Source organism: uncultured Eudoraea sp. (assembly GCF_947260015.1).
GTDB lineage: Bacteria > Bacteroidota > Bacteroidia > Flavobacteriales > Flavobacteriaceae > Eudoraea.
The window spans coordinates 1-23,337 of record NZ_CAMYOM010000017.1 but is presented as its reverse complement, the minus strand read 5'-3'; the positions used below and the strand labels follow the sequence as shown (position 1 = coordinate 23,337).

The 23,337-nt window shown below is 36.0% G+C and carries 25 protein-coding genes; 8 read left to right on the top strand and 17 right to left on the bottom strand.

What is annotated here, in order from left to right; genetic code table 11:
* Positions 1-66: 66 nt before the first annotated feature.
* Together Q0X66_RS09020 and Q0X66_RS15930 are read right to left on the bottom strand one after the other, a co-directional pair.
* Positions 67-819: a head GIN domain-containing protein gene (locus tag Q0X66_RS09020; protein ID WP_297705530.1), complete on the bottom strand. Its 753-nt coding sequence runs from the start codon at positions 817-819 to the stop codon at positions 67-69.
* Positions 820-880: 61 nt separating this feature from the next.
* Complete coding sequence (locus Q0X66_RS15930; RefSeq protein WP_366938684.1) at positions 881-1,141, bottom strand: EamA family transporter; 261 nt, start codon at positions 1,139-1,141, stop codon at positions 881-883.
* A gap of 80 nt (positions 1,142-1,221) precedes the next feature.
* Here Q0X66_RS15930 and Q0X66_RS09015 point away from each other — a divergent pair, with 80 nt between their 5' ends.
* Positions 1,222-1,641, top strand: a complete 420-nt coding sequence (locus Q0X66_RS09015) for a hypothetical protein (protein ID WP_297705528.1) — start codon at positions 1,222-1,224, stop codon at positions 1,639-1,641.
* Positions 1,642-1,644: 3 nt separating this feature from the next.
* Here the strand turns inward: Q0X66_RS09015 and Q0X66_RS09010 are convergent, their stop codons facing one another.
* The 5 genes from Q0X66_RS09010 to mutY are packed head-to-tail and all read right to left on the bottom strand — an operon-like array spanning position 1,645 to position 6,049.
* Complete coding sequence (locus Q0X66_RS09010; RefSeq protein ID WP_297705526.1) at positions 1,645-2,580, bottom strand: pyridoxal-phosphate dependent enzyme; 936 nt, start codon at positions 2,578-2,580, stop codon at positions 1,645-1,647.
* Positions 2,581-2,620: 40 nt separating this feature from the next.
* Positions 2,621-3,178, bottom strand: a complete 558-nt coding sequence (gldD, locus tag Q0X66_RS09005; protein ID WP_297705524.1) for a gliding motility lipoprotein GldD — start codon at positions 3,176-3,178, stop codon at positions 2,621-2,623.
* On the bottom strand, positions 3,168-4,496 hold the full coding sequence (locus Q0X66_RS09000) for a gliding motility-associated protein GldE (RefSeq protein WP_297705522.1): 1,329 nt from the start codon (positions 4,494-4,496) through the stop codon (positions 3,168-3,170). The genes gldD and Q0X66_RS09000 overlap by 11 nt, the downstream gene beginning before the upstream one ends.
* A gap of 23 nt (positions 4,497-4,519) precedes the next feature.
* Entirely contained in the window at positions 4,520-4,987 is a 468-nt protein-coding gene (gene ssb / locus Q0X66_RS08995; RefSeq protein WP_297705519.1) for a single-stranded DNA-binding protein, read from the bottom strand.
* 15 nt (positions 4,988-5,002) lie between these two features.
* On the bottom strand, positions 5,003-6,049 hold the full coding sequence (mutY, locus tag Q0X66_RS08990; protein ID WP_297705517.1) for an A/G-specific adenine glycosylase: 1,047 nt from the start codon (positions 6,047-6,049) through the stop codon (positions 5,003-5,005).
* 125 nt (positions 6,050-6,174) lie between these two features.
* Between mutY and Q0X66_RS08985 the strand changes: the two genes are divergently transcribed.
* The 5 genes from Q0X66_RS08985 (at position 6,175) to Q0X66_RS08965 (ending at position 12,127) form a co-directional block, all read left to right on the top strand.
* Positions 6,175-6,465: an HU family DNA-binding protein gene (locus tag Q0X66_RS08985; protein WP_297705515.1), complete on the top strand. Its 291-nt coding sequence runs from the start codon at positions 6,175-6,177 to the stop codon at positions 6,463-6,465.
* Between the two features lie 256 nt (positions 6,466-6,721).
* Positions 6,722-8,269, top strand: a complete 1,548-nt coding sequence (locus Q0X66_RS08980) for a ribonuclease E/G (RefSeq protein ID WP_297705513.1) — start codon at positions 6,722-6,724, stop codon at positions 8,267-8,269.
* 175 nt (positions 8,270-8,444) lie between these two features.
* Positions 8,445-10,844, top strand: coding sequence for a glycogen debranching protein (locus Q0X66_RS08975; RefSeq protein ID WP_297705511.1), 2,400 nt, complete (start codon positions 8,445-8,447; stop codon positions 10,842-10,844).
* A 62-nt stretch (positions 10,845-10,906) separates the two neighbouring features.
* A complete protein-coding gene (locus tag Q0X66_RS08970) occupies positions 10,907-11,383 on the top strand; it encodes a regulatory protein RecX (protein ID WP_297705509.1) in 477 nt (158 codons plus the stop codon).
* Positions 11,384-11,467: 84 nt separating this feature from the next.
* The gene (locus Q0X66_RS08965) at positions 11,468-12,127 is read left to right on the top strand and encodes a sterol desaturase family protein (RefSeq protein WP_297705507.1); all 660 of its coding nucleotides are present in this window, start codon (positions 11,468-11,470) and stop codon (positions 12,125-12,127) included.
* A gap of 9 nt (positions 12,128-12,136) precedes the next feature.
* Here Q0X66_RS08965 and Q0X66_RS08960 read toward each other — a convergent pair whose 3' ends face one another.
* The 4 genes from Q0X66_RS08960 to Q0X66_RS08945 form a co-directional block, all read right to left on the bottom strand.
* Positions 12,137-13,303, bottom strand: coding sequence for a hypothetical protein (locus tag Q0X66_RS08960; RefSeq protein ID WP_297705505.1), 1,167 nt, complete (start codon positions 13,301-13,303; stop codon positions 12,137-12,139).
* A 95-nt stretch (positions 13,304-13,398) separates the two neighbouring features.
* Positions 13,399-14,256 (bottom strand): cupin-like domain-containing protein, encoded by an 858-nt coding sequence (locus tag Q0X66_RS08955; RefSeq protein ID WP_297705503.1) that lies wholly within the window; start codon positions 14,254-14,256, stop codon positions 13,399-13,401.
* Positions 14,257-14,323: 67 nt separating this feature from the next.
* Complete coding sequence (gene bioB, locus Q0X66_RS08950) at positions 14,324-15,424, bottom strand: biotin synthase BioB (RefSeq protein ID WP_297705501.1); 1,101 nt, start codon at positions 15,422-15,424, stop codon at positions 14,324-14,326.
* Positions 15,425-15,513: 89 nt separating this feature from the next.
* Positions 15,514-16,677 carry a beta-ketoacyl synthase N-terminal-like domain-containing protein gene (locus Q0X66_RS08945; protein WP_297705499.1) on the bottom strand — a complete coding sequence of 388 codons (1,164 nt, stop codon included), beginning with the start codon at positions 16,675-16,677 and terminating at the stop codon, positions 15,514-15,516.
* A gap of 66 nt (positions 16,678-16,743) precedes the next feature.
* Between Q0X66_RS08945 and Q0X66_RS08940 the strand changes: the two genes are divergently transcribed.
* The gene (locus tag Q0X66_RS08940; protein WP_297705497.1) at positions 16,744-17,172 is read left to right on the top strand and encodes a cytochrome c oxidase assembly factor Coa1 family protein; all 429 of its coding nucleotides are present in this window, start codon (positions 16,744-16,746) and stop codon (positions 17,170-17,172) included.
* Between the two features lie 3 nt (positions 17,173-17,175).
* Here the strand turns inward: Q0X66_RS08940 and bioA are convergent, their stop codons facing one another.
* From bioA to Q0X66_RS08920, 4 genes are all read right to left on the bottom strand, one after another.
* Positions 17,176-18,459: an adenosylmethionine--8-amino-7-oxononanoate transaminase gene (gene bioA / locus Q0X66_RS08935; RefSeq protein ID WP_297705495.1), complete on the bottom strand. Its 1,284-nt coding sequence runs from the start codon at positions 18,457-18,459 to the stop codon at positions 17,176-17,178.
* 64 nt (positions 18,460-18,523) lie between these two features.
* Positions 18,524-19,141 carry a dethiobiotin synthase gene (gene bioD, locus Q0X66_RS08930; RefSeq protein WP_297705493.1) on the bottom strand — a complete coding sequence of 206 codons (618 nt, stop codon included), beginning with the start codon at positions 19,139-19,141 and terminating at the stop codon, positions 18,524-18,526.
* Entirely contained in the window at positions 19,142-19,528 is a 387-nt protein-coding gene (locus tag Q0X66_RS08925) for a DUF2007 domain-containing protein (RefSeq protein ID WP_297705491.1), read from the bottom strand.
* Positions 19,525-20,694 (bottom strand): pyridoxal phosphate-dependent aminotransferase family protein, encoded by a 1,170-nt coding sequence (locus Q0X66_RS08920; protein WP_297705489.1) that lies wholly within the window; start codon positions 20,692-20,694, stop codon positions 19,525-19,527. Before Q0X66_RS08920 ends, Q0X66_RS08925 begins: the two co-directional genes overlap by 4 nt.
* A gap of 60 nt (positions 20,695-20,754) precedes the next feature.
* Between Q0X66_RS08920 and Q0X66_RS08915 the strand changes: the two genes are divergently transcribed.
* On the top strand, positions 20,755-21,288 hold the full coding sequence (locus Q0X66_RS08915; RefSeq protein ID WP_297705487.1) for a GNAT family N-acetyltransferase: 534 nt from the start codon (positions 20,755-20,757) through the stop codon (positions 21,286-21,288).
* Positions 21,289-21,338: 50 nt separating this feature from the next.
* On the opposite strand, the gene Q0X66_RS08910 is transcribed toward Q0X66_RS08915, so the two are convergent.
* Together Q0X66_RS08910 and atpD are read right to left on the bottom strand one after the other, a co-directional pair.
* Positions 21,339-21,617 (bottom strand): hypothetical protein, encoded by a 279-nt coding sequence (locus Q0X66_RS08910; RefSeq protein ID WP_297705485.1) that lies wholly within the window; start codon positions 21,615-21,617, stop codon positions 21,339-21,341.
* A 16-nt stretch (positions 21,618-21,633) separates the two neighbouring features.
* Positions 21,634-23,142, bottom strand: coding sequence for a F0F1 ATP synthase subunit beta (gene atpD / locus Q0X66_RS08905; RefSeq protein ID WP_297705483.1), 1,509 nt, complete (start codon positions 23,140-23,142; stop codon positions 21,634-21,636).
* Positions 23,143-23,337 lie beyond the last annotated feature (195 nt).

Genomic DNA, 23,337 nt, shown 5'->3' with positions numbered 1-23,337 from the left:
AGAAAAGAGGACCCGCTAAATGGCGGGTCCTCTCTATATTAATTGAATTGTAATTGAAGTTAAGTACTAACCAATTTTTCGAATGGACGCCTCACCTATAACAATACCTGTATCTACTTCCGCATTTCCTTTATATTCTATTTCAGTTTCCCCATAGCATGTTACTTTCAATTTGTCTGAAACATTTACCTTAAATTCACTTTCACCATAGGCGGTAATTTTAGTGGATGAATTATCCATCTTGAGTGTATTTACCTCACTTTCACCATAGGCTTTATATTTTTGGTGATTGACTGAACCACTTTCAACTTCCAGATAGCTTTCGCCATATATGGCGACAGAAAACTTTTGTAATGAGACCTCATTTAAATAAACTTTTGATTCCCCATAAATTGTTAATTGTAAGTCGTTTTGCTCAATCCGGCTGCTGCATCTTATAGTCTCTTCACCCCTCACAGATAAATTTTCTAGTTTTTTATAGGTAATATTTGCTGTAACCATTGTACCGTTGTAAATGTCTTGCCTTCCCGACCATTCCTCATCTTTTACTTTTTTGCTCTTGGTATACATCTTGGCATCGTCCAAATATATACGTAAGGTACCGTTTACCACTTCAACATTAATTTTCTCCCGAGGCACTTCTGCATTCTCAAGAACCACATTCTCCTGATCCCCTTCCTGTAAATTAACTTCTATGTGCGGACTGATAATAACTTTGGTAAAAGGCTCTATGGCAATGGTCGCAGATTGACCAAATAATTGTGGTAATCCTGTAAAAATGAGTGCAACTAACACTCCTGTCTTAATTATTCTTTGCATGATGTGTAATTTTTATAGTTAATACCTACTTTGTACCAAAGAGTATACTTTGATGCCAATGTTACACAAAAATAGATTTTATTTTGTTTTTTTTTCTGTTAACTAAGTACACGCCAAATATTAGTATGCAAGCAGCGAGGAACTGTTGTAATACAAAGTTTTTCCCATACAACCGACCCCGAAAAACACCTGTTACGGGTAATAAATAGTTGGCCAAAACCCAAAAAACAGGGGATGATATGTGGATTAGTTCATTAAACAGCACCTTGGCAATAGAGGTTCCAAGCACATATAAGACCACTATATATACCGGTGAATTCAGAAATTTTTCAACTTGTATTATTTTTTGATGGAATAAGGCCTTAGTTTTTCTTAATTTTACAGTCTTAAAAACCGGCTATTATGAAAATAAAATATACATTTTTTACCGCTCTAACATTGGTCTTATTTTTATCGTGTAAGGAAGAAGAAAAGAAATCTGAAACCCCTTCACAAATGAAAGAAGTTATGGCAATCCATGACGAAGTGATGCCCAAAATGGGGACAATTGGTAAGCTTGTTTCAGAACTTAAACCAAAAGTAGACTCCACAGAAACCGGGATTGAATATGAGAAGGCCATGAAAGATTTACAGACAGCTCATAAATCTATGATGGATTGGATGAAAGGTTTTGGAGATCGTTTCACTTCAGATGAAATCCTCAATGGCGCTGCACTTACCGAACAAAAACAAGAGTGGTTAAATGAGGAAGAAGAGAAGGTTAAAGCATTAAAGCTACAAATCAACAGCAGTATTGAAAATGCAGAAGAATTATTGGAATAGGCCTTAAAAAGGCAAATTATTCAAATCTACATTGCCCCCTGAAATAATAATCCCTATTCGCTGCCCGTGATAGTTATCCTTTTCTCGAATCAAAGCTGCAAGTGCAACAGCACTGGAAGGTTCCACTATGATCTTTAAACGTTCCCAGATTAAGCGCATTGCAATAACTATTTCATCTTCAGTGACACGTATAATATCGTGTACGTATTTTTTAATTATTGGAAAGGTTTTGTCTCCCAATACTGTTTTTAAACCATCTGCAATAGTGTTTGTGGTACGATTTGATTCAATCTCACCGCTATGAAAGGAACGGTAAGCATCATCTGCCTCATAAGGTTCTCCACCAACAACTTTGCAAATATCCCCAAAATAATCTGCTGCCAAAGCCGTACCTGCTATCAATCCCCCTCCACCAATAGGAGCAAATATGTAATCCAATCCGGGAAAGTCTTCCAATAGCTCCATGGCTGCAGTCCCTTGCCCAATTATAACATTCATATCGTTTGAAGGGTGGATAAAAGTCGCCCCCTTTTCGCTGGCTATCTTGTTCGCTGCAGACGAACGAGACTCTATTGTTGGGGCACATTCTATAATATTACCGCCGTATTGACTTACAGCTACTTTTTTAACCTCAGGCGCATTTGATGGCATTACGATATATGCCTTAACGTTAAGGCTCTGAGCTGCTAGTGAAAGTGCTTGGGCAAAATTCCCTGATGAATGTGTAACAACACCATTGGCCCTTTCTTTATCTGATAATAACAATATGGCGTTGGTGGCGCCACGCATTTTATAGGCACCCATTTTTTGAAAGTTCTCACATTTAAAGTACAATTCAGCTCCGGAAAGGTCATTCAATAAACGGGAAGTTAATACCGGTGTGCGATGTATATATGGTTTTATCCTAATATGGCAGTCGAGAAGTTGTTTTTTGTACATAGATTACAAGTCTTTTCAATGGCAGAACTATAGGCTTAATTTATTCTTTCCAACGAAGAGATTCCATAATTGTCCTTATATCTTTTTGTAAATAAATGGCAGCTGGATAAATAGAATCATAATTGGGTTTCGCTCTGAAATAAAGTGAACCTGTTACAAAATGTTGAGTACTGTCTGTTACATAAAATTGTGCCTGTGATGCGGCATCCCCCAATACTTCGTAGTACATACCATACACTCTGTCTTTTTCATTAATAAAAGGCTGTTCAGTAATGTTATCGGCCTTTACCACATGTTCATAGGACAGTTTTTGCGCGTCTGCCAATAACTTTTCCAAATTACTGTTCACTTCTTTATAGGTTATAAAAATAGACCCTTTCATCAAAGGGTAATCTAAAGTAACAGCAAAGTTTTTATTCTTTTTTATTTGCGCCTGAGAATTATGCTCAAATTGGAATTTCTCTGTAACCAGCAATTCTACAAGAGAATCTGGGTATTCTAAACGAAGCATTGCCTTTGGTTTTGGAAGGACGTTATCATCACATGAAATCAAAAATGTGAAGAATATTAGAATAATTAAATATGACTTAGTATTCATTAGGTAAGGTAACTTTAATTTGCTTTAATCGTTTCTTATCAAGACTCTCCACCAAAAACTGGTAGTCCATATAAGTCACAATTTCTCCGCGTTTAGGAAAACTCCCTGCTATTTCCAACACAAATCCCGCAATGGTTTCAGATTCACCCTTTTGTGCTTCAAAGTCCTCCTCATTTTCAATTTTTGCTACCCTGTAGAAGTCCTTTAATGTTGTTTTCCCCTCAAAAATATAAGTAAAGTCGTCCAGTTTGGAGAAAATCAAGTCTTCATCGTCAAATTCGTCAGAGATATCACCAACAATTTCTTCAATTACATCCTCTAAAGTAACAATCCCTGAAGTCCCGCCATACTCGTCCACAACCACTGCAAGGTGGTTTTTTTTATCCTGGAATTCTAAAAGGAGGTCATCAAGTTTTTTGTTTTCAGGTACAAAATATGGCTCCCTGATTAGCTTTAACCAATTAAAATTTTTCCTGTCTATATACGGGAGTAAATCCTTAACATATAGGACTCCTAAAACGTTATCCATATTCTCTGAAAATACAGGAATACGCGAATATCCATGCTGCTTAATTTCTTCCAAAACTTCTGTGAATTTCATGTCCTCACTAAGAGCGAAGATATCAATACGCGGTCTCATCACCTGTTTTGTGTCTGTATTGCCAAAGGATACAATTCCTTGCAAAATTTTTTGTTCCTCTTTCGTGGTGTCCCCTTCTGAAGTAAGTTCAAGTGCTTGTGAAAGTTGATTTACATTTAGACTGGATTTTTGTTTTGCAAGTCTGTTATGCATAAATATAGTTGCCGAACGCATCGGAGAACTAAGAGGTGTTAAAAGTATATCAAGAAGCTTTAAAGGGTAAGCCATAAAAAGTGAAAACTCAAATCTATTTCTATTCGCGTAGATCTTAGGAAGAATTTCACCAAACATTAAAATTAAAAAAGTAGCTACCAAAACTTCCAACAAAAAACGCACAGATATTAATCCAAATAATTGATAGTTAATTTTGGAAAATATGGTGTCTCCTATGGAATTAAACAAAAGGACAATCCCAATATTAATAGCATTATTAGAGATCAGGATTGTTGCCAGAAGTTTTTTTGGACGCTCTAATAACTTAACCACTATTTTCCCTCTGGCTGTCTTATTTTCTTCTATTTCATTTAAATCGGTTTGGGACAAGCCAAAAAAAGCTACTTCAGCACCTGAAATAAGGCCTGAACAAATTAAAAGCACTAATAGCATTACACCTTTTAAGGCGAAAGTGCCATCAATTACTAAAAAATTAAAAAATAAACCAAGGGGGTCAGGATCCAATAGTCAAAATTTACTTTATTTGTTTAGAATGGTAAATCATCATCCTGTACCTGCTCATTTACAGGCTGTATTTCCTTAGTGGAATTTGGTTGGTTTGCTTCGGAATTTGGTTTAATCTTTGGAGTATTGGCGGAAACATTAGCCGTACTTTCCTTCTTGGTTGAAAGAAACGTGAAGTCCTGTACATGAATCTCCGTCGTGTATCTGTTATTACCATCCTCTCCTTGCCATTGGCGGGTTTTCAATCTACCTTCCACATATATTTTATCTCCCTTACTAAGGTACTTTTCACATATTTCTGCTGCCTTATTACGCACAACAATATTATGCCACTCTGTATTGATAACCTTTTCTCCGGTTTGCTTATTGGTATAAGACTCATTTGTGGCGACAGGAAATCTACCAATACAGTTACCACCATCAAAATAATGCATTTTTACTTCGTCTCCCAGATGCCCGATTAGCATCACTTTATTCAATGTTCCGCTCATAATATTTTTATTATATCAAAAGTACGAATTTTTGAGGGTTTTTATAAAATCGGCAATTAAAACTGGTACAGGATATTTATCCAACTCCGCAGGCGACAATCCATCTGCTAAACTATCTGATGTTTTCACTATCCAAAATTTCGTATACAAATGCTGATGAGACAATTTATGTACGATAGTTTTATCCGAGGACTCATATATGAGGGGGGGTTCTTCCAGAGTCAGAATTTCCGGCAATCTTTGTTTTACCTCTTTTAAGCCTATTTCCTCCCGGGCCTCTAATAGCGGGAATTCATACAAATTCTGCCAAATATCTTTTCCCGATCTTTTTATGAGATGCGTATTTCTATCTTCATCCAAAACTACCAGATAATTAAAAAATCGCTTTTTTACTTTCGCCTTTTTTAATTTTACAGGGTATTTATCAACACTATTTGTCTGAAGTGCCACACAAGTCTCATTTAATGGACAGGATAAACAAAGAGGCTTTTTAGGAGCACACTGTATAGCCCCGAATTCCATAATTCCCTGATTATAATCTCTTATATTCTCTGAGCTCAAAACATTCCGGGCCAGATTTTTAAAATATGCTATTCCTTCTGAAGCATTTATTGGCATATCAACCCCAAAATATCTTGATAATACTCTGTAAACATTACCATCCACAACCGGTTCTGGTCGGTTATAACTTATAGACGCTATCGCGCTTGCTGTATAATCTCCTACCCCTTTTAATTTCAATAATTCTTCATAAGTATCAGGAAAGTTCCCATTGTATTCTTCAACTATTTTATTGGCGGTAAAATGCAGGTTTCTGGCACGTGAATAGTATCCAAGCCCCTGCCATAGTTTTAAAACTTTTTCTTCACTCGCATCCGCCAGGTCATAAACAGTTGGGAATTGTTCAATAAATTTAATATAGTATGGCGTTCCTTGAGCAACTCGTGTTTGTTGCAACATTATTTCTGAAAGCCATATCCTGTATGGGTCGGTTGTATTTCTCCAGGGAAGTGACCTTTTGTTTTCAGAATACCAAAGTAGAATTATTTTTGAAAACATCATCACTTAAATACTAAGGAGCAAAAGTAAGAGTTTATATACTTAAAATTAGTTGATTAAGATGAAAGAATGAATTTAATTTATATATTTGCAGGCTTGAAAAACTTACAGAAAACTAAAATATTAAAATGACGAAAGCGGACATTGTATCGAGAATCTCAGAAAAACTGGGTATAGAAAAAGGAGATGTACAAGCAACTGTTGAAAGTTTTATGGAAGAAGTAAAATCTTCCTTAGAAAATGGAGATAATGTTTATCTCAGAGGATTTGGCAGTTTTATTATCAAAACTAGAGCGGAAAAAACCGGTAGAAATATTTCTAAAAATACTACTATCAAAATACCGGCTCACAACATTCCGGCATTTAAACCTGCCAAGGTCTTTGTAGAAGGAGTAAAAAGCAACGTACAAATAAAATAATAACAGTAACAAAAAGTATATTTTCATGCCGAGTGGTAAAAAAAGAAAAAGACATAAGGTAGCTACCCACAAACGAAAAAAACGAAGGAGAGCTAACCGCCACAAGAAAAAGTAGTTAGATAACTGCTTTTTCATTTTATACGTTCATTGACATAGAAATTCCAAAAAAGAATTTCAACGGGTTTATACAACCTGTGACAACTATTGTTTAATCCATTCGGCCTATTTTATAGGTGACGAATATAAATTGAATCAGGTGAATAGAGAATTAATCGTAAGATCCAATTCTGATACCGTTGATTTTGCCTTATTAAATGATGGAAAACTCATAGAACTTCATAAAGATGAAGACGATAATAATTTCAATGTTGGTGATATTTTAATCGCCAAAGTCAGGAAACCGGTTACCGGTCTCAATGCGGCTTTTGTTAACGTAGGTTACGAAAAAGATGCATTTTTACATTATCATGACCTTGGACCGCAATTGTCCAGCATGTTGAAGTTTATTAAATTAGTGAGTACCGGGAAATTAAAAGATTTTTCCCTTAAAAATTTTCCATTTGAAAAAGATATTGATAAACATGGTAGCATTAATAATGTAATTAAAGCCAATCAGTCTCTTTTAGTGCAAATTGTTAAAGAACCCATTTCTACCAAAGGCCCCCGAATTAGTTCGGAACTTTCCATAGCCGGACGATATTTGGTTATGGTGCCTTTTTCAGATCGTGTTTCCGTATCACAAAAAATAGGAAGCAATGAAGAAAAAGACAGGCTAAAAAGGTTAGTAAAAAGTATTAAACCTAAAGGGTTTGGGGTAATTATAAGAACAGTTGCAGAAGGCAAAAAAGTAGCAGAATTAGATAAAGATCTTCAGAACTTGCTGAACAAATGGACAGCAATGTGTAAGAAATTGTATAAAGCGCCGACACCTTCCAAAGTTTTGGTTGAGCTAAATAGAGCTTCCTCAATATTAAGAGATGTTTTTAACGATTCATTCAGCGGTATCCACGTTGATGATGAGACGCTTTATGACCAGATTAAAGATTATGTGCAAGAGATTGCACCAAAAAAAGAATCCATAGTTAAGTTGTATAATTCTTCTGTACCAATTTTTGAAAAATTTGGTATCGAAAGGCAGATCAAGACTTCCTTTGGGCGAACCGCATCCATGAGCAAAGGTGCCTATTTGGTGATAGAGCATACCGAAGCTCTTCATGTAATAGATGTGAATAGTGGTAATCGCTCCAACAAAGCAAAAAATCAAGAAGATACTGCTTTGGAAGTCAACATTTCGGCCGCCTCAGAAATTGCAAGACAGTTACGTTTGCGAGATATGGGCGGAATCATTGTTGTTGATTTCATAGACATGGTAAAAGCCGACCACAGAAGAAAACTTTTTAATCACCTTAGGGATGAGATGAAAGAAGACAGAGCCAAACATAAAATATTGCCTCCCAGCAAGTTTGGTCTTATACAAATTACCAGGCAAAGGGTACGTCCCGAAGTAAATATTAAAACAACTGAGGTAAATCCCAGTGGCCAGGGCCAGGAAGTAGAGGCTCCAATAGTTTTAGTTGAAAAAATAAATGTAGATCTTGAAAGATTAATGAAAGGACCTGCAAGGGATAAAAGAATTGTGCTGAATACACATCCTTTTATCGCCGCTTATTTGACTAAAGGATTCCCCTCACATCGTTCCAAATGGTTTATGGAACATAAGAAATGGGTAAAAATTCAGCCAAGAGATGTTTATACATATCTCGAATACCATTTTAAAGATAAAGATGGCAAAACCATTAGATAAAAAAAGCGACTTCCAAAAGGGAGTCGCTTTTTTTTTGACATAAAGGGAACTGTCACAAAATACCAATCGTAAAAAATTTGTATCGCACTAAAGGTAATTTGAAAACCTGTTTTTATTGAATTTTAACTGTTATTCATAAATTTGTTCTTAACAGGTAATAGTCAAAAAAATAATTATGAAAAATCAGGTCAGTATAATTTTACTAATATTTTTACTGATTATTTCTTGTAATTCCGCCACTGACAATAATGATCTTTCTGCAATAATTAAAGACAGTCCTTTTATAAATGGTAAAAGTGACTATTTAAATTCTCCATATGTTACAGCGGGGGATCGGGTTTATATGGTGGGCCACCAAAATGGATCTTTCCCCGATTTGGGATGGCATGTTAAAGGTGAAATGGGCGGTATCTGGGATCACCCTATAAAATTAATGGATGGGTTTGAGGTAACGCTGGATAGGCCAGATCAAAGTTTAAAACTAGATGCGGCAACTTCCTTTGTTAACTATCCTTATGCAAATAAACATACGTATAATCTCAGTGAAAATAACCTGCAAATTGAACGCTTTCAATTTGTGCCTGATGGCAAGGAGGGGATTCTCATTCAATATAAATTGAAAAGCCTAACAGACAAAACACAAAACTTTGACTTTATATTCAGCGGATTTTCCGATTTAAGACCTGTTTGGCTAGGAGAGCGAACAGGGATGATAGATAGTGAAGACGAGGCTGAATTTCTAATAAATTCTAATGCATGGCTTATAAAAGACAGCAAAAATCCATGGTATGTCATTTTTGGCACACATATGCGACCATCTGAATACAGTTTTGAAAAAAGTATTCATCAGGGTCTGGGGATATCAGGTAGTTTGACTTATAAGATTTCCCTTCAACCTAATGAAATTAAAATAATAAATTTTACCATAGCTGGTTCTTATAATTCCAAAAAACAAGCATTGGCTACCTATGATTCCATTCAAAATAAATGTGCTGATTACCTTATAACTAAAAAACAACGGTATAGTCAACTTGCAGAACAATCGAAGCTGACAATTCCGGATAAGGAATTACAAAATGCATTTGAATGGTTAAAATACAATTGTGATTGGTTAATTAGGGATGTTCCTGAAATTGGAAGAGGAATAACTGCAGGCATTCCTGATTATCCATGGTGGTTTGGGGTAGATAGTGAATACGCCCTGCAAGGATATATGGCAATCGGTCAAACAGATATCGTTTATAAAACAATTCACCTCCTGGATAGTGTTTCAAAAGCAGTTAATGGCAATGGTAGAATCCTTCACGAAATGTCTACAAATGGCACCGTTTTTAATCGGGGTAACATAAACGAAACCCCCCAGTTTGCATCATTAATATGGCAGACATATCTATGGAACGGAGATTTACAATTTTTGGAAAAATATTTCCCAACAGTTAAGAAAGGACTAAACTGGTTAATGTCTGAAAATGATTCTAACAATAATCTTTTTCCCGATGGCTTCGGCATGATGGAAATACACGGCCTGAATAGTGAAATGATAGATGTAGCTGTTTATACTCAAAAAGCTTTTGCTGATGCTTCTAAAATGGCAAAGGAACTGCAAGAGGATTCATTAGCCTCAGATTATGGAAAGATAGCTCGCACTTTAAAAGACAAAATTAATATAGACTTTTGGGCTGAAGAATTTAACTCCTATGCAGACTTTATTGGTACAGATAAACAGGCCTTGCATTTAATAGACGATGCTATAATTAGAGCAGATACCCTAAATAAGCCGTGGGCGATTGAAGAATTGGAAGAGACTAAAAAATCTATCCTCAATAATCCTTCTAAGGAACTCAGGCCATTTGTTCTTCATCATAACTGGGTAGTAAATACACCAATGGAAATGAAAATTGCAGAGAATGAGAAAGCAATTAAAGCGCTGCAAACATCTGAGAAATTTGTAAATCCTTTTGGTGTTTTTGTGACAGGTATAGATAGAGATGCCTCTGCAGGTTCTGATGACGGTTCCTTTAAAGGAAGTAAAAAATTTTCATATACGGGTGCCGTAATGACCCTGCCTACAGGTGTTCAGGCCATTGCAGAAAATAACTATGGCAGGCCCGATAAGGCCTTGAATTATCTTAAAAGGATGACCCGCACCTTTAGTTATGCCCTTCCTGGTAGTATTTATGAAGTTTCCCCTGATTATGGAATGATTACTCAAGCCTGGAATATCTACAGTTTTGCAATTCCTATAATTCATCAATTTTTTGGAATCCGACCCAAAGCATCGGAAAAAAAAGTTCAGATTATGCCTCAAATGCCCGAAGAATGGAATTCAGCAACTTTAGAAAATGTGATTATTGCAGAAAACAAAATTTCGGTTTTCTTTGAGAAAAAAGATAAAATAACCACAGTAAGAGTAACTCAATCCAAAAATGATTGGACTTTGGAAATAGTGCTTCCAAAAATAGAAAATGCTAATTATGAAATAGTAAAGGGTAATGCAGAAATAATCATAACTGAAAATCAAATATTCTATCTTTCCCAGGACCCGATCATTGAAGTTAAAACAGCCTCTAAGTAATAGAAGTTAAAATTAGAATTTATGCATAGCTTCTTAATAAAACTGTTGTCATTATCCTTAATATGAATTATTCTGAAAAAACTTATACAATAAATGAAGCCAAAAAAAAGGCAGAAAGTTATTGCGCTTATCAGGAGCGTTGCCATTTGGAGGTAATAACAAGATTACGGACAATGCGAATGATCCCGGAAGCAATAGATCTAATAACCACTCATTTAATTCAAAATGACTTTTTGAATGAAGAACGATTTTCAAGGAGTTATGCCAGAGGAAAATTTAATATCAAAAATTGGGGCAAACGAAAAATTGTCTCAGAATTGCAACGACGAAACATATCAAAATTCAACATAAAACTGGCTATGGAAGAGATAGATGAAGAAGATTATGTAGAAAAATTAGATTTGATAGCCAGAAAAAGATTAATTCAAATTAAAGAAGGGAATTTGCAAAAACGGAGAAAAAAATTGGCAGACTATTTATTATATCGCGGCTGGGAAACAAATTTGGTCTATTCAAAAATTTCTGAACTTATATCTTAAAATATTAAAAATATTATCGTTCCTAAAACAAAATACTTGTATTTAGGACAGTATTTCGTAACTTTGCCGCTTAAATTTAAAGATATGAAGCCAAAAGTCACTACAGAGTTTCATCACGGTCAGGCAAGAATATTCAAAAATCCATTTTTGGAAAGTCTTACCAAAACCAATCCAATTCAAAATATCATTGTTTATGGAATTGCCATTATAGCAATGATTTCCTTGGCATATATAAAAATAGGTTTATCTCCTATTGAGATTATCGGGCTTTTTATCGCTGGTGTGTTCGTTTGGACATTTGCGGAATATATGTTACATCGCTTTGTTTTCCATTGGGTTACTGAAGCAAAATGGTCTCAGCGTTTTCATTTTATCATGCATGGTTCACATCATCATTATCCCAGAGATGAAGAACGATTGTTAATGCCTCCTGTTCCGGGATTAATAATGGCAAGCGTATTATTCCTTCTCTTTTATTGTATTTTCTGGGTTCTTGGAATATCTCAACTATCCTTTGGCTTCTTCCCGGGATTCTTTTCTGGATATCTAATGTATTCGTTTGTTCACAGGGCCACACATGTTATGCGACCTCCAAAGAGATTCAAGAATATATGGCAGCATCATAGCCTTCACCATTACAGATATCCTGATAAAGCTTTCGGTGTTTCAAACACCCTCTGGGATAAAGTCTTTGGAACTATGCCTCCGGCTAAGGTGAAAGGTAAAAAAGAAGAATTGGCATAATTTATAGTTCTATTTTATCGCCTTCATTCTTTCGAAAGGTATTGTTCTATCAAATAAGTATCGATAGGTGGTATGTATTTTACAAATCTCACCCCCTACCTGCTTTACTACAATAATCATTTTTCTATTAAAATCACCAATTCCATTAATTTCAATAACTTCATATTGGTTGGATAGGCTTTTTGCCATATTATGAAATGCATGAATTATTCCGCCATCCAGTCCTTTACCCTGATGCTCCGGCACAACCCCAAATACAAATCCCAACATTTTTTTATTTCTTTTTCGCCATCTATGCCACACAAATTTTAATTTCCCGATAAGATCTAACTTCCCGTTGACATATTTGAACCATTGATTCACTTCCGGAATATTTATGTAGAAGGCTACCGGCTCTCCCTTATAATAGGCAAACCATATTATTTTTTCGTCAATAATTGGTTTCAATTTTTTCATAAGTAAATGTCCTTGTTCCCTGGAAATAGTAGAGACTCCTTCATGATTGACCCATGCTTTGTTATACATATCTATTATACTATCTGCATGTTCTTCAAACTTTTCCATTTTGAAATGATCAAATGTATAATCGGGATTACTATTTACAATTGAGGCCTTTCGCTCTAATCTGGGATTCACATCCTCCTTAATTACTTTTAAAAAGGTATAGTGCTCAAAATATGTCTGAAAGCCATAGTTTTCAAACAGTGCCTTATAATAAGGAAAGTTGTAATTGCATTGATAATTGGGTTCCAGTTCGTATCCTTTGGTTAGGAGCCCCCACCATTTGTCTCTTGCTCCAAAATTTATTGGCCCATCCATAAACTCAACTCCCCCGTCTAATAACCACTTTTTACCTATATCGAATAATGTATTAGCAGCATTTTGATCATTAATACATTCAAAAAATCCTATCCCTCCAAAAGTTTGGGTTTCGCCTTTTGCAGAAGTTTTTCTCAAAATAAATGCTGCAATACGACCAATAATTTTATCATCTTTTAATAAAAGCCATCGGATACAATTACCGCGTTCAAAGTTTTTATTGACTTCAGGATCAAAAATATCTGCAATATCCTTATCAAGAGGTCTTATATATTGTTTTTGATTTTTGTAAAGATCAACTGGGAACAAAACGAATCTTTTACAATCGGGATGGGACTTTACTTCGACAAGATGCATTAAATACAATTAAAGTAATGTAAACATAATCATAAATAGAAAGAAAAGATAAAGAGGTGAATAATTTTTATTTTGAAATCACGCTGAATATGAAATTAGGAGAATATCCTGTTCGTCCTTTTTATTGCCTGATCATTTTTCCAGTCAATCCATTGCTGTCCTTTTATTCTTCGCATAAGATTATCAAAATGTCTCATTACAAAGACATTGTATACTGCTTTTCCAAGATTTTTGGAGTTATGGGCAATCCCGCGCAAACTCATTGAAAACCCTGGTGTAATATATTTCATATAATGCCAAAAACCTTCCGGTATATATAGAACTTCACCGTGATTCAATTGCGTCTTATATCCGTTAGCCAGTTCTAAAGCAGGCCATTCATTTAAATTTGGGTTAGAAAAATCTATACTTTCATGTGTAATTAGTGAATGAGGCACTTTATAGAGAAATCTATTCTGAGTCTGTGGAAAAAGAATACATTCCTTTTTACCCTCGAAATGAAAATGGAAAATATTAGCAAGATCAATATCATAATGCATAAATGTATGCGAATCCGTCCCGCCAAAAAATAACATCGGAAGTCCCTTCATGAATCGAAGTCCAAAATCTGGATAGGAGAAATCATTTTGAAGTTGTGGTGCTTCCTTGATTAAATTCCATAAAAATATTCTGTATTTCGTTGGCTGCTGTCTAATAAGGTCGATATAGTCAGCCATCTTCATTTTTGAGTGAGGCTCATTAAATCCGTCTTTATAATCAACTGGCCTGTCGTCATATAGAGGCACTGTAATATCACCTGCGACCTGTTTCATGTACTCAAAATTCCATTTAGAATACGCAGGCCAATCTGTTATGAGTTTTTCAATTACTACAGGTTTCTGAGGCTTGTAATAGTTTTTTATAAAATCCTCCCTGCTAATGGTTTTTACTCTTGGTATATCCTTTAATTGCAAAATCTCAGATGTATTTTAAACTTTAAAGTTAAAAAAGTTGATAAAAGCTATTCTAGTTTAGCGTTTTCTAGGACCTTCCATTATGTTTGGATTTAACCTTAGCAAGCTCATTACGCTCTATCTTGTGTTCCGGTCTTGACCATTTTGGTTTTTCTCCAATTGGTTGCAGCTTAGATTCAGTTGCTTCCACAGTCTTTGGTTGCGGTGCCTTAACAAAAGGTTTTTGGGGAATAAGACCTAATTGCTTAAACATATCCAAATCTTCATTTACATCAGGATTTGGTGTTGTCAATAACTTATCACCTGCAAAAATCGAATTGGCTCCTGCAAAAAAGCACATTGCCTGTCCTTCCCTGGTCATTTCCGTTCTCCCGGCGGATAATCTTACCTGGGTTTTAGGCATAACAATTCGGGTTGTAGCAACCATCCTTATCATATCCCAAATGGAAATAGGGTCAATGTCCTCCATTGGGGTGCCTTCTACGGCTACAAGTGCATTAATAGGCACAGATTCCGGCTGAGGATTTAATGTAGATAACGCTACCAACATTCCTGCTCTGTCTTCCAGCCTTTCGCCCATTCCTATAATACCGCCACTGCAAACGGTTACGTTGCTTTTCCTGACATTTTCAATGGTCTTTAATCTATCGTCAAAAGCCCTTGTTGAAATTACATCCTTATAATAATCTTCAGACGTGTCCAAGTTGTGATTGTAAGCATAAAGACCTGCTTCTGCCAAACGTCTTGCCTGGTTTTCAGTTAACATTCCTAAGGTACAACAAACCTCCATCTCCAGTTTATTGATTGTTCTTACCATTTCTAAAACCTGTTCAAACTCCTGTCCATCCTTTACATTACGCCATGCAGCTCCCATGCAAACCCTTGAACTCCCCGATTCTTTTGCGCGCAATGCTTGCGCCTTTACCTGACGTACAGTCATCAAGTCATTGTTTTCAATATCTGTGTGATAACGTGCTGCCTGGGGACAATAACCACAATCTTCAGGACAACCGCCGGTCTTAATAGATAGTAAAGTAGATACCTGAACGGTATTCGGATCATGAAACTTGCGATGTACAGTGGCTGCTTCGTATAATAATTCCATCAAGGGCTTATTATATATTTCAAGAATTTCCTGTTTTGTCCAGTTATGTCTTTCTACAGCCATATGTAAGAATTTTATTTAAACATCAAAAATAATCTTTAATCCGTAAAAAATTCGATAAATCAAATCTTAATTACGATGATTTTTGTAGGTTAATTTTTGGTATTTTTTAATAAAATACTAACTGCGTTTCCGCCGAAACCTACCGCATTTATAAGTACTCTGTTTATTTTCTGTGGCGAATTAGACTTCATAAAAGGAACACCTATAAAGCTTTGGTGCTGTAGCATTAAAATTGCCATTTCTAAACTTAGGATTCCGGATGCACCAAAAGTATGTCCTATTTTCCATTTATTGGTGGTAAGTGCAGGTATGGAATTGCCGAAAATTTCCTGAATTGCAGTAAATTCAGCTTTATCACCTTTAATGGTGCCCGGAGCATGCATCACAATAACATCTACTTCTTTAGGGTTTAGTTTATCAAGTGCCATAAGCATTGAATCCTGAAGACATCGGGCGTCTGCCGAAAGAGAAATATTATGTTCCAATGGTTCTGTGGCAAATCCAATTCCTTCAATGATAGCAAGGGATCTTTTCTGAATTCCATATTCCAGACAAGCAACACCTGCACCCTCTCCAAGTACCATAGAATTCTGACCTTTACTAAGGTCAAGAGCTCTACAGGGATAATCGCTTTTATCCTCCTGCGCATATATCTTAAGTGCCCTCATTTGGGCAATAGTAAAAGAAGTCAATGGTGCTTCACTGCCGCCTACTAGAAACTTTTTCGTCATCCCACTTCTAATCCACGCCACACCATTTAATATGGCGTGAAGAGCCGAAGAACAGGTTATAGAGTGTGAAATATTGGGGCCCTTTGTCTTAAGGTCATGGGCTATCCAGGAAGAAATATTACCCAGGGTGGTTGTCGGCGAGGTCAATACGGCGGTAGTGCCATTTTGCAAAAACTCCTTGTGATATTTTTCAAAAAGTCCGGTTGCTCCTCGGGAAGAACCAATATTAATTCCAAAATTATCATTTTCTTCCCAGCCTGCATTTGCTGCAGCTCTCCTGGCAGTAAAAATACCATAAAGGACACTATCATCCAGGCTTTGATACTTGGAATTGCTACTTCTAAGCACCTTTATTTCTGATTTTTCTGATTCAGATAATGATGATACCCATGCAGTCTTACCATCAAAAGTTACTTCTTTTAAGAGGTGATTTGAATGTTTATAATTGGCCCAAATATCCTCTGTATTAATTCCCAAAGAGGAGATGGAAGCAATTGATGTAATCGTAATAGGTTGAGTCAAGGAATGAGTATTTAAAGTAAAAATAAAAGTTCTTACCTTGAAAGTGCAAAAACAATATAAAAAACAATGAACAATGAATTGATACCTCAGCCGAGTTGGTGGAAAAGAAATTGGCCATGGGTTGTTCCTGTTGGCGGATGTTTGACTATTCTTATTCTTATAGGGGTTACTATTGCTTCTATATTTTTTGGTGTTACTTCAATTATGGATGATTCTATTCCCATGGAATATGCCATTGAAAAAATTAATGCAGACCCTGAAATAATTGAACTAATGGGTTCTCCTATTGAAAAAAATGGCATGATTCAAGGTAATTTTAATTTAAATAATGATGAAAAAAGTGCCAATATGAAAGTACCTATTACCGGCCCCAAGGAAAGTGGCACTTTGTTCATTAAAGCCACCGCTAAAGGTGATAAGTGGACTTATCAGGAAATAAGGGTTGTTATCCAGGATAATGAAGAAGTAGATCTAATGAGTGATGACTGGGACTAGAATCTATGGTAAATCCGATATTACTGTATCTAGTGCAAGCTCAATTGTATCATAAATCTGTTTTAACTGGGTATCGGTAATAATATAGGGAGCCAAAATATAGATAGTATTCCCCAATGGACGTAAAAACAGACCATGCTCCATAAAAAAATTAAACAGCCGGTCACGTAAACTACCGTAACGTTCCATTTTAATATTCAAGTCCAGTGCAAAGATGATTCCACACTGACGAATTTCAGCCACCTTCGGATGTTCCTTAATTTTCAATCCAAACTCCTGATGAGATTCAATGACTCGTTGGATATCCTTTTGAATTTGTTCAGATTGCAGTAATTCAATGCCAGCCAGGGCCGCTACACAAGCCAATGGATTTGCCGTATAAGTATGGCCATGGAAAAGGCCTTTAGAAATATCTGTGCTGTAAAATGCGTCATAGACCTGCTGAGTGCATGAAGTTACACCCATAGGCATTAAACCGACAGTAAGTGCTTTAGAAAGGCATATGATATCGGGCTTAACAGGGATATGATCTGAGGCAAAATACTTCCCTGTCTTACCAAATCCGGTCATGACCTCATCTGCAATTAGCAGGACCTCGTGTTTTTTGAGCAAGTCAAGAATCATATTCAAACCTTCTGCATCGTGCATCTTCATAGCCGCTGCTCCCTGTACCAAAGGTTCATAGATAAATCCCGCTATATCGTTTTGCTTAAGTCTTTCAGTAAGTTGAAATAAAATATCTCCTATATTCTTTTTTGTCGGGGTCGGAATACGTTCTACTTCAATGAAATAATCTTCAAACGGACCATTATAAACGGAAAGTCCCGAGACAGACATAGCCCCAAAAGTATCCCCGTGAAAACCCTCTTCAAATGCGAGAAGTACTTTTTGTCTATTACCCTGATTAAAATGATATTGTAAGGCCATTTTAATTCCTACCTCTGTAGCCGTCGAGCCATTGTCAGAAAAGAATATTTTCTGTTGATTAGAGGGTAATATTTTTATTAATTCTTCCGATAGTCTTACGGCAGGTTCATGGGTAAAACCGCTAAATACTACCTGATCCAGTACCTCCATTTGCTTTTGTACCTTTTCTAAAATATATTCATTACAATGTCCGAACATTGAAGTATACCAGGAAGCAATACCATCAATGTATTCACTACCATGTTCATCGTACAGAATAACCCCTTTAGCCTTCACTATACCAAGCATATCAGAATTAATCTTATGCTGCGTAAGGGGGTGCCACAAATGTTTTTTATCTCTTTCTGTTAGGTTTTTCAATATTTCAGATTATAAATGTCAGTTTCAGTGCCTGACCTTTGATTAGACTTCATCATAACAGCACTCAAAGTGTTTGCAGCATTGGATAGAATTTTGCAGCATATTGTTTAATAAGGGGTTTATCGAAATTAGTTTCCTCCTCAATCCTGCCTATTACTTTTACCCCTGTCTTTCGTATTATAATGTCTTCCGTGCCTGGATGTTCATTACCACTGAATATAACAGCCACATTAAACCCTTTTTGCTTTAAGCTTTCAATGGTTAACAAAGAATGGTTAATACTTCCTAAATAATGCCTCGAAACTACTATTACCAGATAATTAGCTTTAATTATATCTAAAATGGTCTCCTTTTCGTTTAAAGGCACCAGTAAACCTCCTGCTCCTTCAATTACAAGATGATTTGTAGTTTGTGGTTCTATAATTTGGTTTGTATCAATTGTGAGATTATCTATTTCTGCAGCCGCATGAGGGCTCATAGGAGTTTTTAATTCGTAGCTACTCTTGTGAATTTTAGTTTTTTCATTAGAGATAAGTTCAGCGAGTTTATTACTATCTGTATTCGTCAAATCTCCTGCTTGTACAGGTTTCCAGTAATCGGCATTTAGAGACTCGGTCACAATAGCCGCAGCAATGGTTTTCCCAACATCTGTAGATATTCCGGTTATAAAAATTCGTTTCATTCAGCGCTGTGGTTGGGTAATCATATTACATTTCAGACATTTGTATTTTTTCTTTTCTAAAAATGGAAATAGCTTATTAATTATGCCCTTTCTGCTATGGTATACTTCAGATCTTTGTGCTCTGCAATTTGGGCATGTAATAAGATTCCCATGGTTGTCCATAGCATAACTTCTTATTTCATTATATATATTTATTGCTTTGTCTTTATCTTTTGAGTGGACCTGTAACTTAACCCCTCCAATAGCCTGACTTATCAAAGGATCTGTATTTATAGTGTTTTCGTCCTTTAAAAAGACCTGAATACCTTCAGACTCAAGTTTCCCCTTAATAATTTGTACATCAGCAGCATACTCAAATGCACCAAGCGTATAAAATTCCTGATTCATATCTTTTTAATTGCAATTGCCAAGTTTTGTAATATAATGCAAATATCCTCTTTTGAATTAAAGCTGTGCAAACAAAAACGTAAACGTTCCTCTCCTTTAGGTACGGTAGGAGATAAAATAGGTCTAACGTCAAAAGAATTATTTTGAATTATTTGTGCTATTTTCTTTACTTCTTTATTGCCTTTAATAATACAGGAATGAATGGCCGAAGAACTGGGAATAAAAAAAGATGAAATACCCAAACGCTCCTTTTCCTGATTAAACAATGCTATATTTTCATGAAGCAATTCTCTTTCTTTAAGCCCTGCAGAGCCTGTCATAAACTGATATGCCGCTATAATAGTTGCTACAGTGTGAGGCGGCAACCCGGTAGTATAGATAAAGCTTCTTGCAAAATTTATCAAATATTTATTCAGGTCTGCACTTCCCAAAATAGCTGCACCATGGCATCCCAGGGCCTTACCAAAAGTGATTATCCTGGCAAAAATATTTTCCTGCAGTTCCATTTCCTGAACCATGCCGCAGCCATTTGAACCAAATAAGCCGATTGCATGCGCTTCATCAATAATCAGGTGACATTTGTATTTCCTGCATAATGCGGACAAAGCTTTCAGGTCTGGCGAATCTCCATCCATTGAAAAAACAGATTCAGTAACTATATATATTTCCCTTTGGTTATTAGTGTTTTTTTCTTGTCCTGGCAGAATGTGCGATAATAAGTCTTTAAGATCGTTATGCTTAAACTTATAGTTCCGGGCATTACTCATTTTAATGCCATCTCTAATGCTGGCATGAATAAACTCGTCGTATAATATTATATCATCTCTTTGAGGAACTGATGAAAAAAGTCCAATATTTGCATCATATCCGGAATTAAAAATCAAGGCCGAATCTGCCTGGTGTAAATTCCTAAGAAATTCTTCCGCATCACTAAATAAAATACCGTTTCCCGTAAGCAACCTTGAACCTGTAGCACCATTGTTAGCAATCCCTTTTTCAGAAAGAATGCTAATGGCCTTTTCAAAAACGGTATTGTTCTGTCCAATACCCAAGTAATCATTGGATGAAAAATCAATTCCCCGAATATTTTCTGGTAAAGCTCTTAGGGTATTTATTTCCTCCCGCTCTATTAATTTCTTTTGTAATTTTTCAGGTAAGTTACCCATATCACAAATGTAATATATCCTATATTTAAATAGTATATTGAATCTTAGAAACTCCAAACAATGACAATTCAAATAGGCCGGGTGCAGAGCAGATTGGAAATGGAACAAATTCTCTCTTTGCAGAGAGAAAATAGTCCAAACGTATTATCTATGAAAGAAATGGAACAGGAAGGTTATGTAACCGTTACTCATACCCTGGACTTATTGGAGCGTATGAATAAGGTATGCCCGCATATTATTGCTAAGGAAAATGATAAAGTTATTGGATATGCCTTGTGTATGCATCCTAAATTTGGCAATGAAATAGATATACTAAAACCTATGTTTAAAGAAATTAATTCTGTCTTGCCCCCTGGTGAAAAATACTTGGTAATGGGACAGGTTTGTATTCAAAAAGAATATCGAAAAATGGGCATATTTCAAAATCTTTACAAGAAAATGCAAGTTGTCAACAAGACAAATTACAATTGCATTATTACTGAAGTAGATGCATTAAATAAACGTTCACTTAACGCACACTTTGCGGTTGGTTTCATCGAACTTAAAACTTATAATTCCAATGGAAGGAAATGGCATATATTAGCCCTGAAATAAAAAAGCCATACAACATGTATGGCTTTTTTTATTTATATTTTCAAAGTACTTTAATCTGCAAGAACTATTAATTTATTATCATTTAATTCTATTGTACCGCTATTAATATGGAGAATGGTTTTACCATTTGAATCTTTGGTAAACTTATCTTCATATTCTTCCTCAATCTGAATATCTCCCTGAATCTTCACCTCACCTTCTTGAAGTATTGAAACTATTGGTGCATGGTTTGTAAGCATCTGAAATTCCCCATTAACTCCGGGTACAGTCACAGAAATAACTTCTCCGGCAAATAATACAGCTTCAGGGGATACAATTTCTAGGTACATAGTTTAAATATTATTATTAAACTTCGGCCAACATTTTTTCTCCTGCTTCAATCGCCTCTTCAATAGTTCCTTTAAGGTTAAAGGCAGATTCGGGTAAATGATCTAATTCCCCATCCATAATCATATTAAAGCCTTTTATAGTCTCCTTAATTTCAACCAGAACACCGGGTATACCAGTAAATTGTTCAGCTACGTGGAAGGGTTGTGACAAAAATCGTTGTACCCGTCTGGCCCTGCCAACTGCCAATTTATCTTCTTCTGAGAGTTCTTCCATTCCAAGAATAGCGATAATATCTTGTAATTCCTTATAGTGCTGCAGTAGCTCTTTAACCCTTTGAGCACAGGCATAATGATCATTTCCCAATACCTCTCGGGTAAGAATTCTGGAAGTTGAATCCAGAGGATCAACAGCCGGATAAATACCAAGTTCCGCAATTTTCCTCGACAAAACAGTAGTAGCATCCAAGTGAGCAAAAGTAGTTGCAGGCGCCGGGTCTGTTAAGTCATCCGCCGGTACATAAACCGCTTGTACTGAGGTAATAGAACCCCTTTTTGTTGATGTAATTCGTTCCTGCATTGTTCCCATTTCTGTAGCCAAAGTGGGTTGGTAACCTACCGCTGAAGGCATCCTGCCCAAAAGTGCAGACACTTCTGAACCTGCTTGTGTAAAACGGAAAATATTATCAACAAAAAATAGTACATCTTTACCTTGTCCGTCTCCTGCTCCATCCCTAAAATATTCTGCAATCGTAAGTCCTGATAGTGCTACCCTTGCACGAGCTCCGGGAGGTTCATTCATCTGCCCAAAAACAAATGTCGCTTTAGATTCTTTCATAACCTTCTTATCAACCTTAGATAAGTCCCATCCGCCTTCTTCCATAGAATGCAAAAAGTCATCTCCATATTTTATAATTCCGGATTCCAACATCTCACGTAACAAGTCATTTCCTTCTCTGGTTCGCTCACCAACTCCAGCGAATACTGAAAGTCCACCATGGCCCTTGGCTATATTATTTATCAATTCCTGAATCAATACGGTTTTACCAACACCGGCACCACCAAACAGTCCAATTTTACCTCCTTTAGCATAGGGTTCAATAAGGTCTATGACTTTAATTCCAGTAAATAAAACTTCTGTTGTAGTAGTTAAATCTTCAAACTTCGGAGCTTCTCTATGTATTGGAAGTCCATTTTTACCGGCCTTTGGTAAATCTCCCAGACCATCAATGGCATCACCAATTACGTTAAACAATCGTCCGTAAATATCATCCCCAACAGGCATTTGAATAGCGTTACCTGTAGATAAAACCTCAGTGCCCCTGCTCAAACCATCTGTAGAGTCCATAGATATAGACCTAATTGTATTTTCACCAGTATGTGATTGTACTTCTAATACCAAGAGAGAACCATCTTTCATTGTGATCTCCAGGGAATCATAAATTCTTGGCAGTTCTTCGCCTGATGGAAATTCAACGTCAATAACCGGTCCAATTATCTGAGATACTCTACCTGTAACTTTAGCCATTATGCAAGTATTTATATTTAAAAATTATACCAATTTAAAAACAACTTAAGAAAAAGTATAAATTGATTGTTTTTTCAGGCTGCAAAGATATGTTTTTCCTTTTTAAATAAGAATGTAATGCTTTGATTTTTTGATATAAAAAAAGCACCTACTTACAGGTGCTTTTCTATTGTCTTGTGATTTTTTACTGCAACG

What these genes read in the sequence shown, in the direction of transcription:
- Q0X66_RS09020 (WP_297705530.1), bottom strand. Translation starts at nt 819, where the DNA reads ATGCAAAGAATAATTAAGACAGGAGTGTTAGTTGCACTCATTTTTACA.
- Q0X66_RS09015 (WP_297705528.1), top strand. Translation starts at nt 1,222, where the DNA reads ATGAAAATAAAATATACATTTTTTACCGCTCTAACATTGGTCTTATTT.
- Q0X66_RS09010 (WP_297705526.1), bottom strand. Translation starts at nt 2,580, where the DNA reads ATGTACAAAAAACAACTTCTCGACTGCCATATTAGGATAAAACCATAT.
- gldD (WP_297705524.1), bottom strand. Translation starts at nt 3,178, where the DNA reads ATGAATACTAAGTCATATTTAATTATTCTAATATTCTTCACATTTTTG.
- ssb (WP_297705519.1), bottom strand. Translation starts at nt 4,987, where the DNA reads ATGAGCGGAACATTGAATAAAGTGATGCTAATCGGGCATCTGGGAGAC.
- mutY (WP_297705517.1), bottom strand. Translation starts at nt 6,049, where the DNA reads ATGATGTTTTCAAAAATAATTCTACTTTGGTATTCTGAAAACAAAAGG.
- Q0X66_RS08985 (WP_297705515.1), top strand. Translation starts at nt 6,175, where the DNA reads ATGACGAAAGCGGACATTGTATCGAGAATCTCAGAAAAACTGGGTATA.
- Q0X66_RS08975 (WP_297705511.1), top strand. Translation starts at nt 8,445, where the DNA reads ATGAAAAATCAGGTCAGTATAATTTTACTAATATTTTTACTGATTATT.
- Q0X66_RS08970 (WP_297705509.1), top strand. Translation starts at nt 10,907, where the DNA reads ATGAATTATTCTGAAAAAACTTATACAATAAATGAAGCCAAAAAAAAG.
- Q0X66_RS08965 (WP_297705507.1), top strand. Translation starts at nt 11,468, where the DNA reads ATGAAGCCAAAAGTCACTACAGAGTTTCATCACGGTCAGGCAAGAATA.
- Q0X66_RS08960 (WP_297705505.1), bottom strand. Translation starts at nt 13,303, where the DNA reads ATGCATCTTGTCGAAGTAAAGTCCCATCCCGATTGTAAAAGATTCGTT.
- bioB (WP_297705501.1), bottom strand. Translation starts at nt 15,424, where the DNA reads ATGGCTGTAGAAAGACATAACTGGACAAAACAGGAAATTCTTGAAATA.
- Q0X66_RS08940 (WP_297705497.1), top strand. Translation starts at nt 16,744, where the DNA reads ATGAACAATGAATTGATACCTCAGCCGAGTTGGTGGAAAAGAAATTGG.
- bioD (WP_297705493.1), bottom strand. Translation starts at nt 19,141, where the DNA reads ATGAAACGAATTTTTATAACCGGAATATCTACAGATGTTGGGAAAACC.
- Q0X66_RS08925 (WP_297705491.1), bottom strand. Translation starts at nt 19,528, where the DNA reads ATGAATCAGGAATTTTATACGCTTGGTGCATTTGAGTATGCTGCTGAT.
- Q0X66_RS08920 (WP_297705489.1), bottom strand. Translation starts at nt 20,694, where the DNA reads ATGGGTAACTTACCTGAAAAATTACAAAAGAAATTAATAGAGCGGGAG.
- Q0X66_RS08915 (WP_297705487.1), top strand. Translation starts at nt 20,755, where the DNA reads ATGACAATTCAAATAGGCCGGGTGCAGAGCAGATTGGAAATGGAACAA.
- Q0X66_RS08910 (WP_297705485.1), bottom strand. Translation starts at nt 21,617, where the DNA reads ATGTACCTAGAAATTGTATCCCCTGAAGCTGTATTATTTGCCGGAGAA.
- atpD (WP_297705483.1), bottom strand. Translation starts at nt 23,142, where the DNA reads ATGGCTAAAGTTACAGGTAGAGTATCTCAGATAATTGGACCGGTTATT.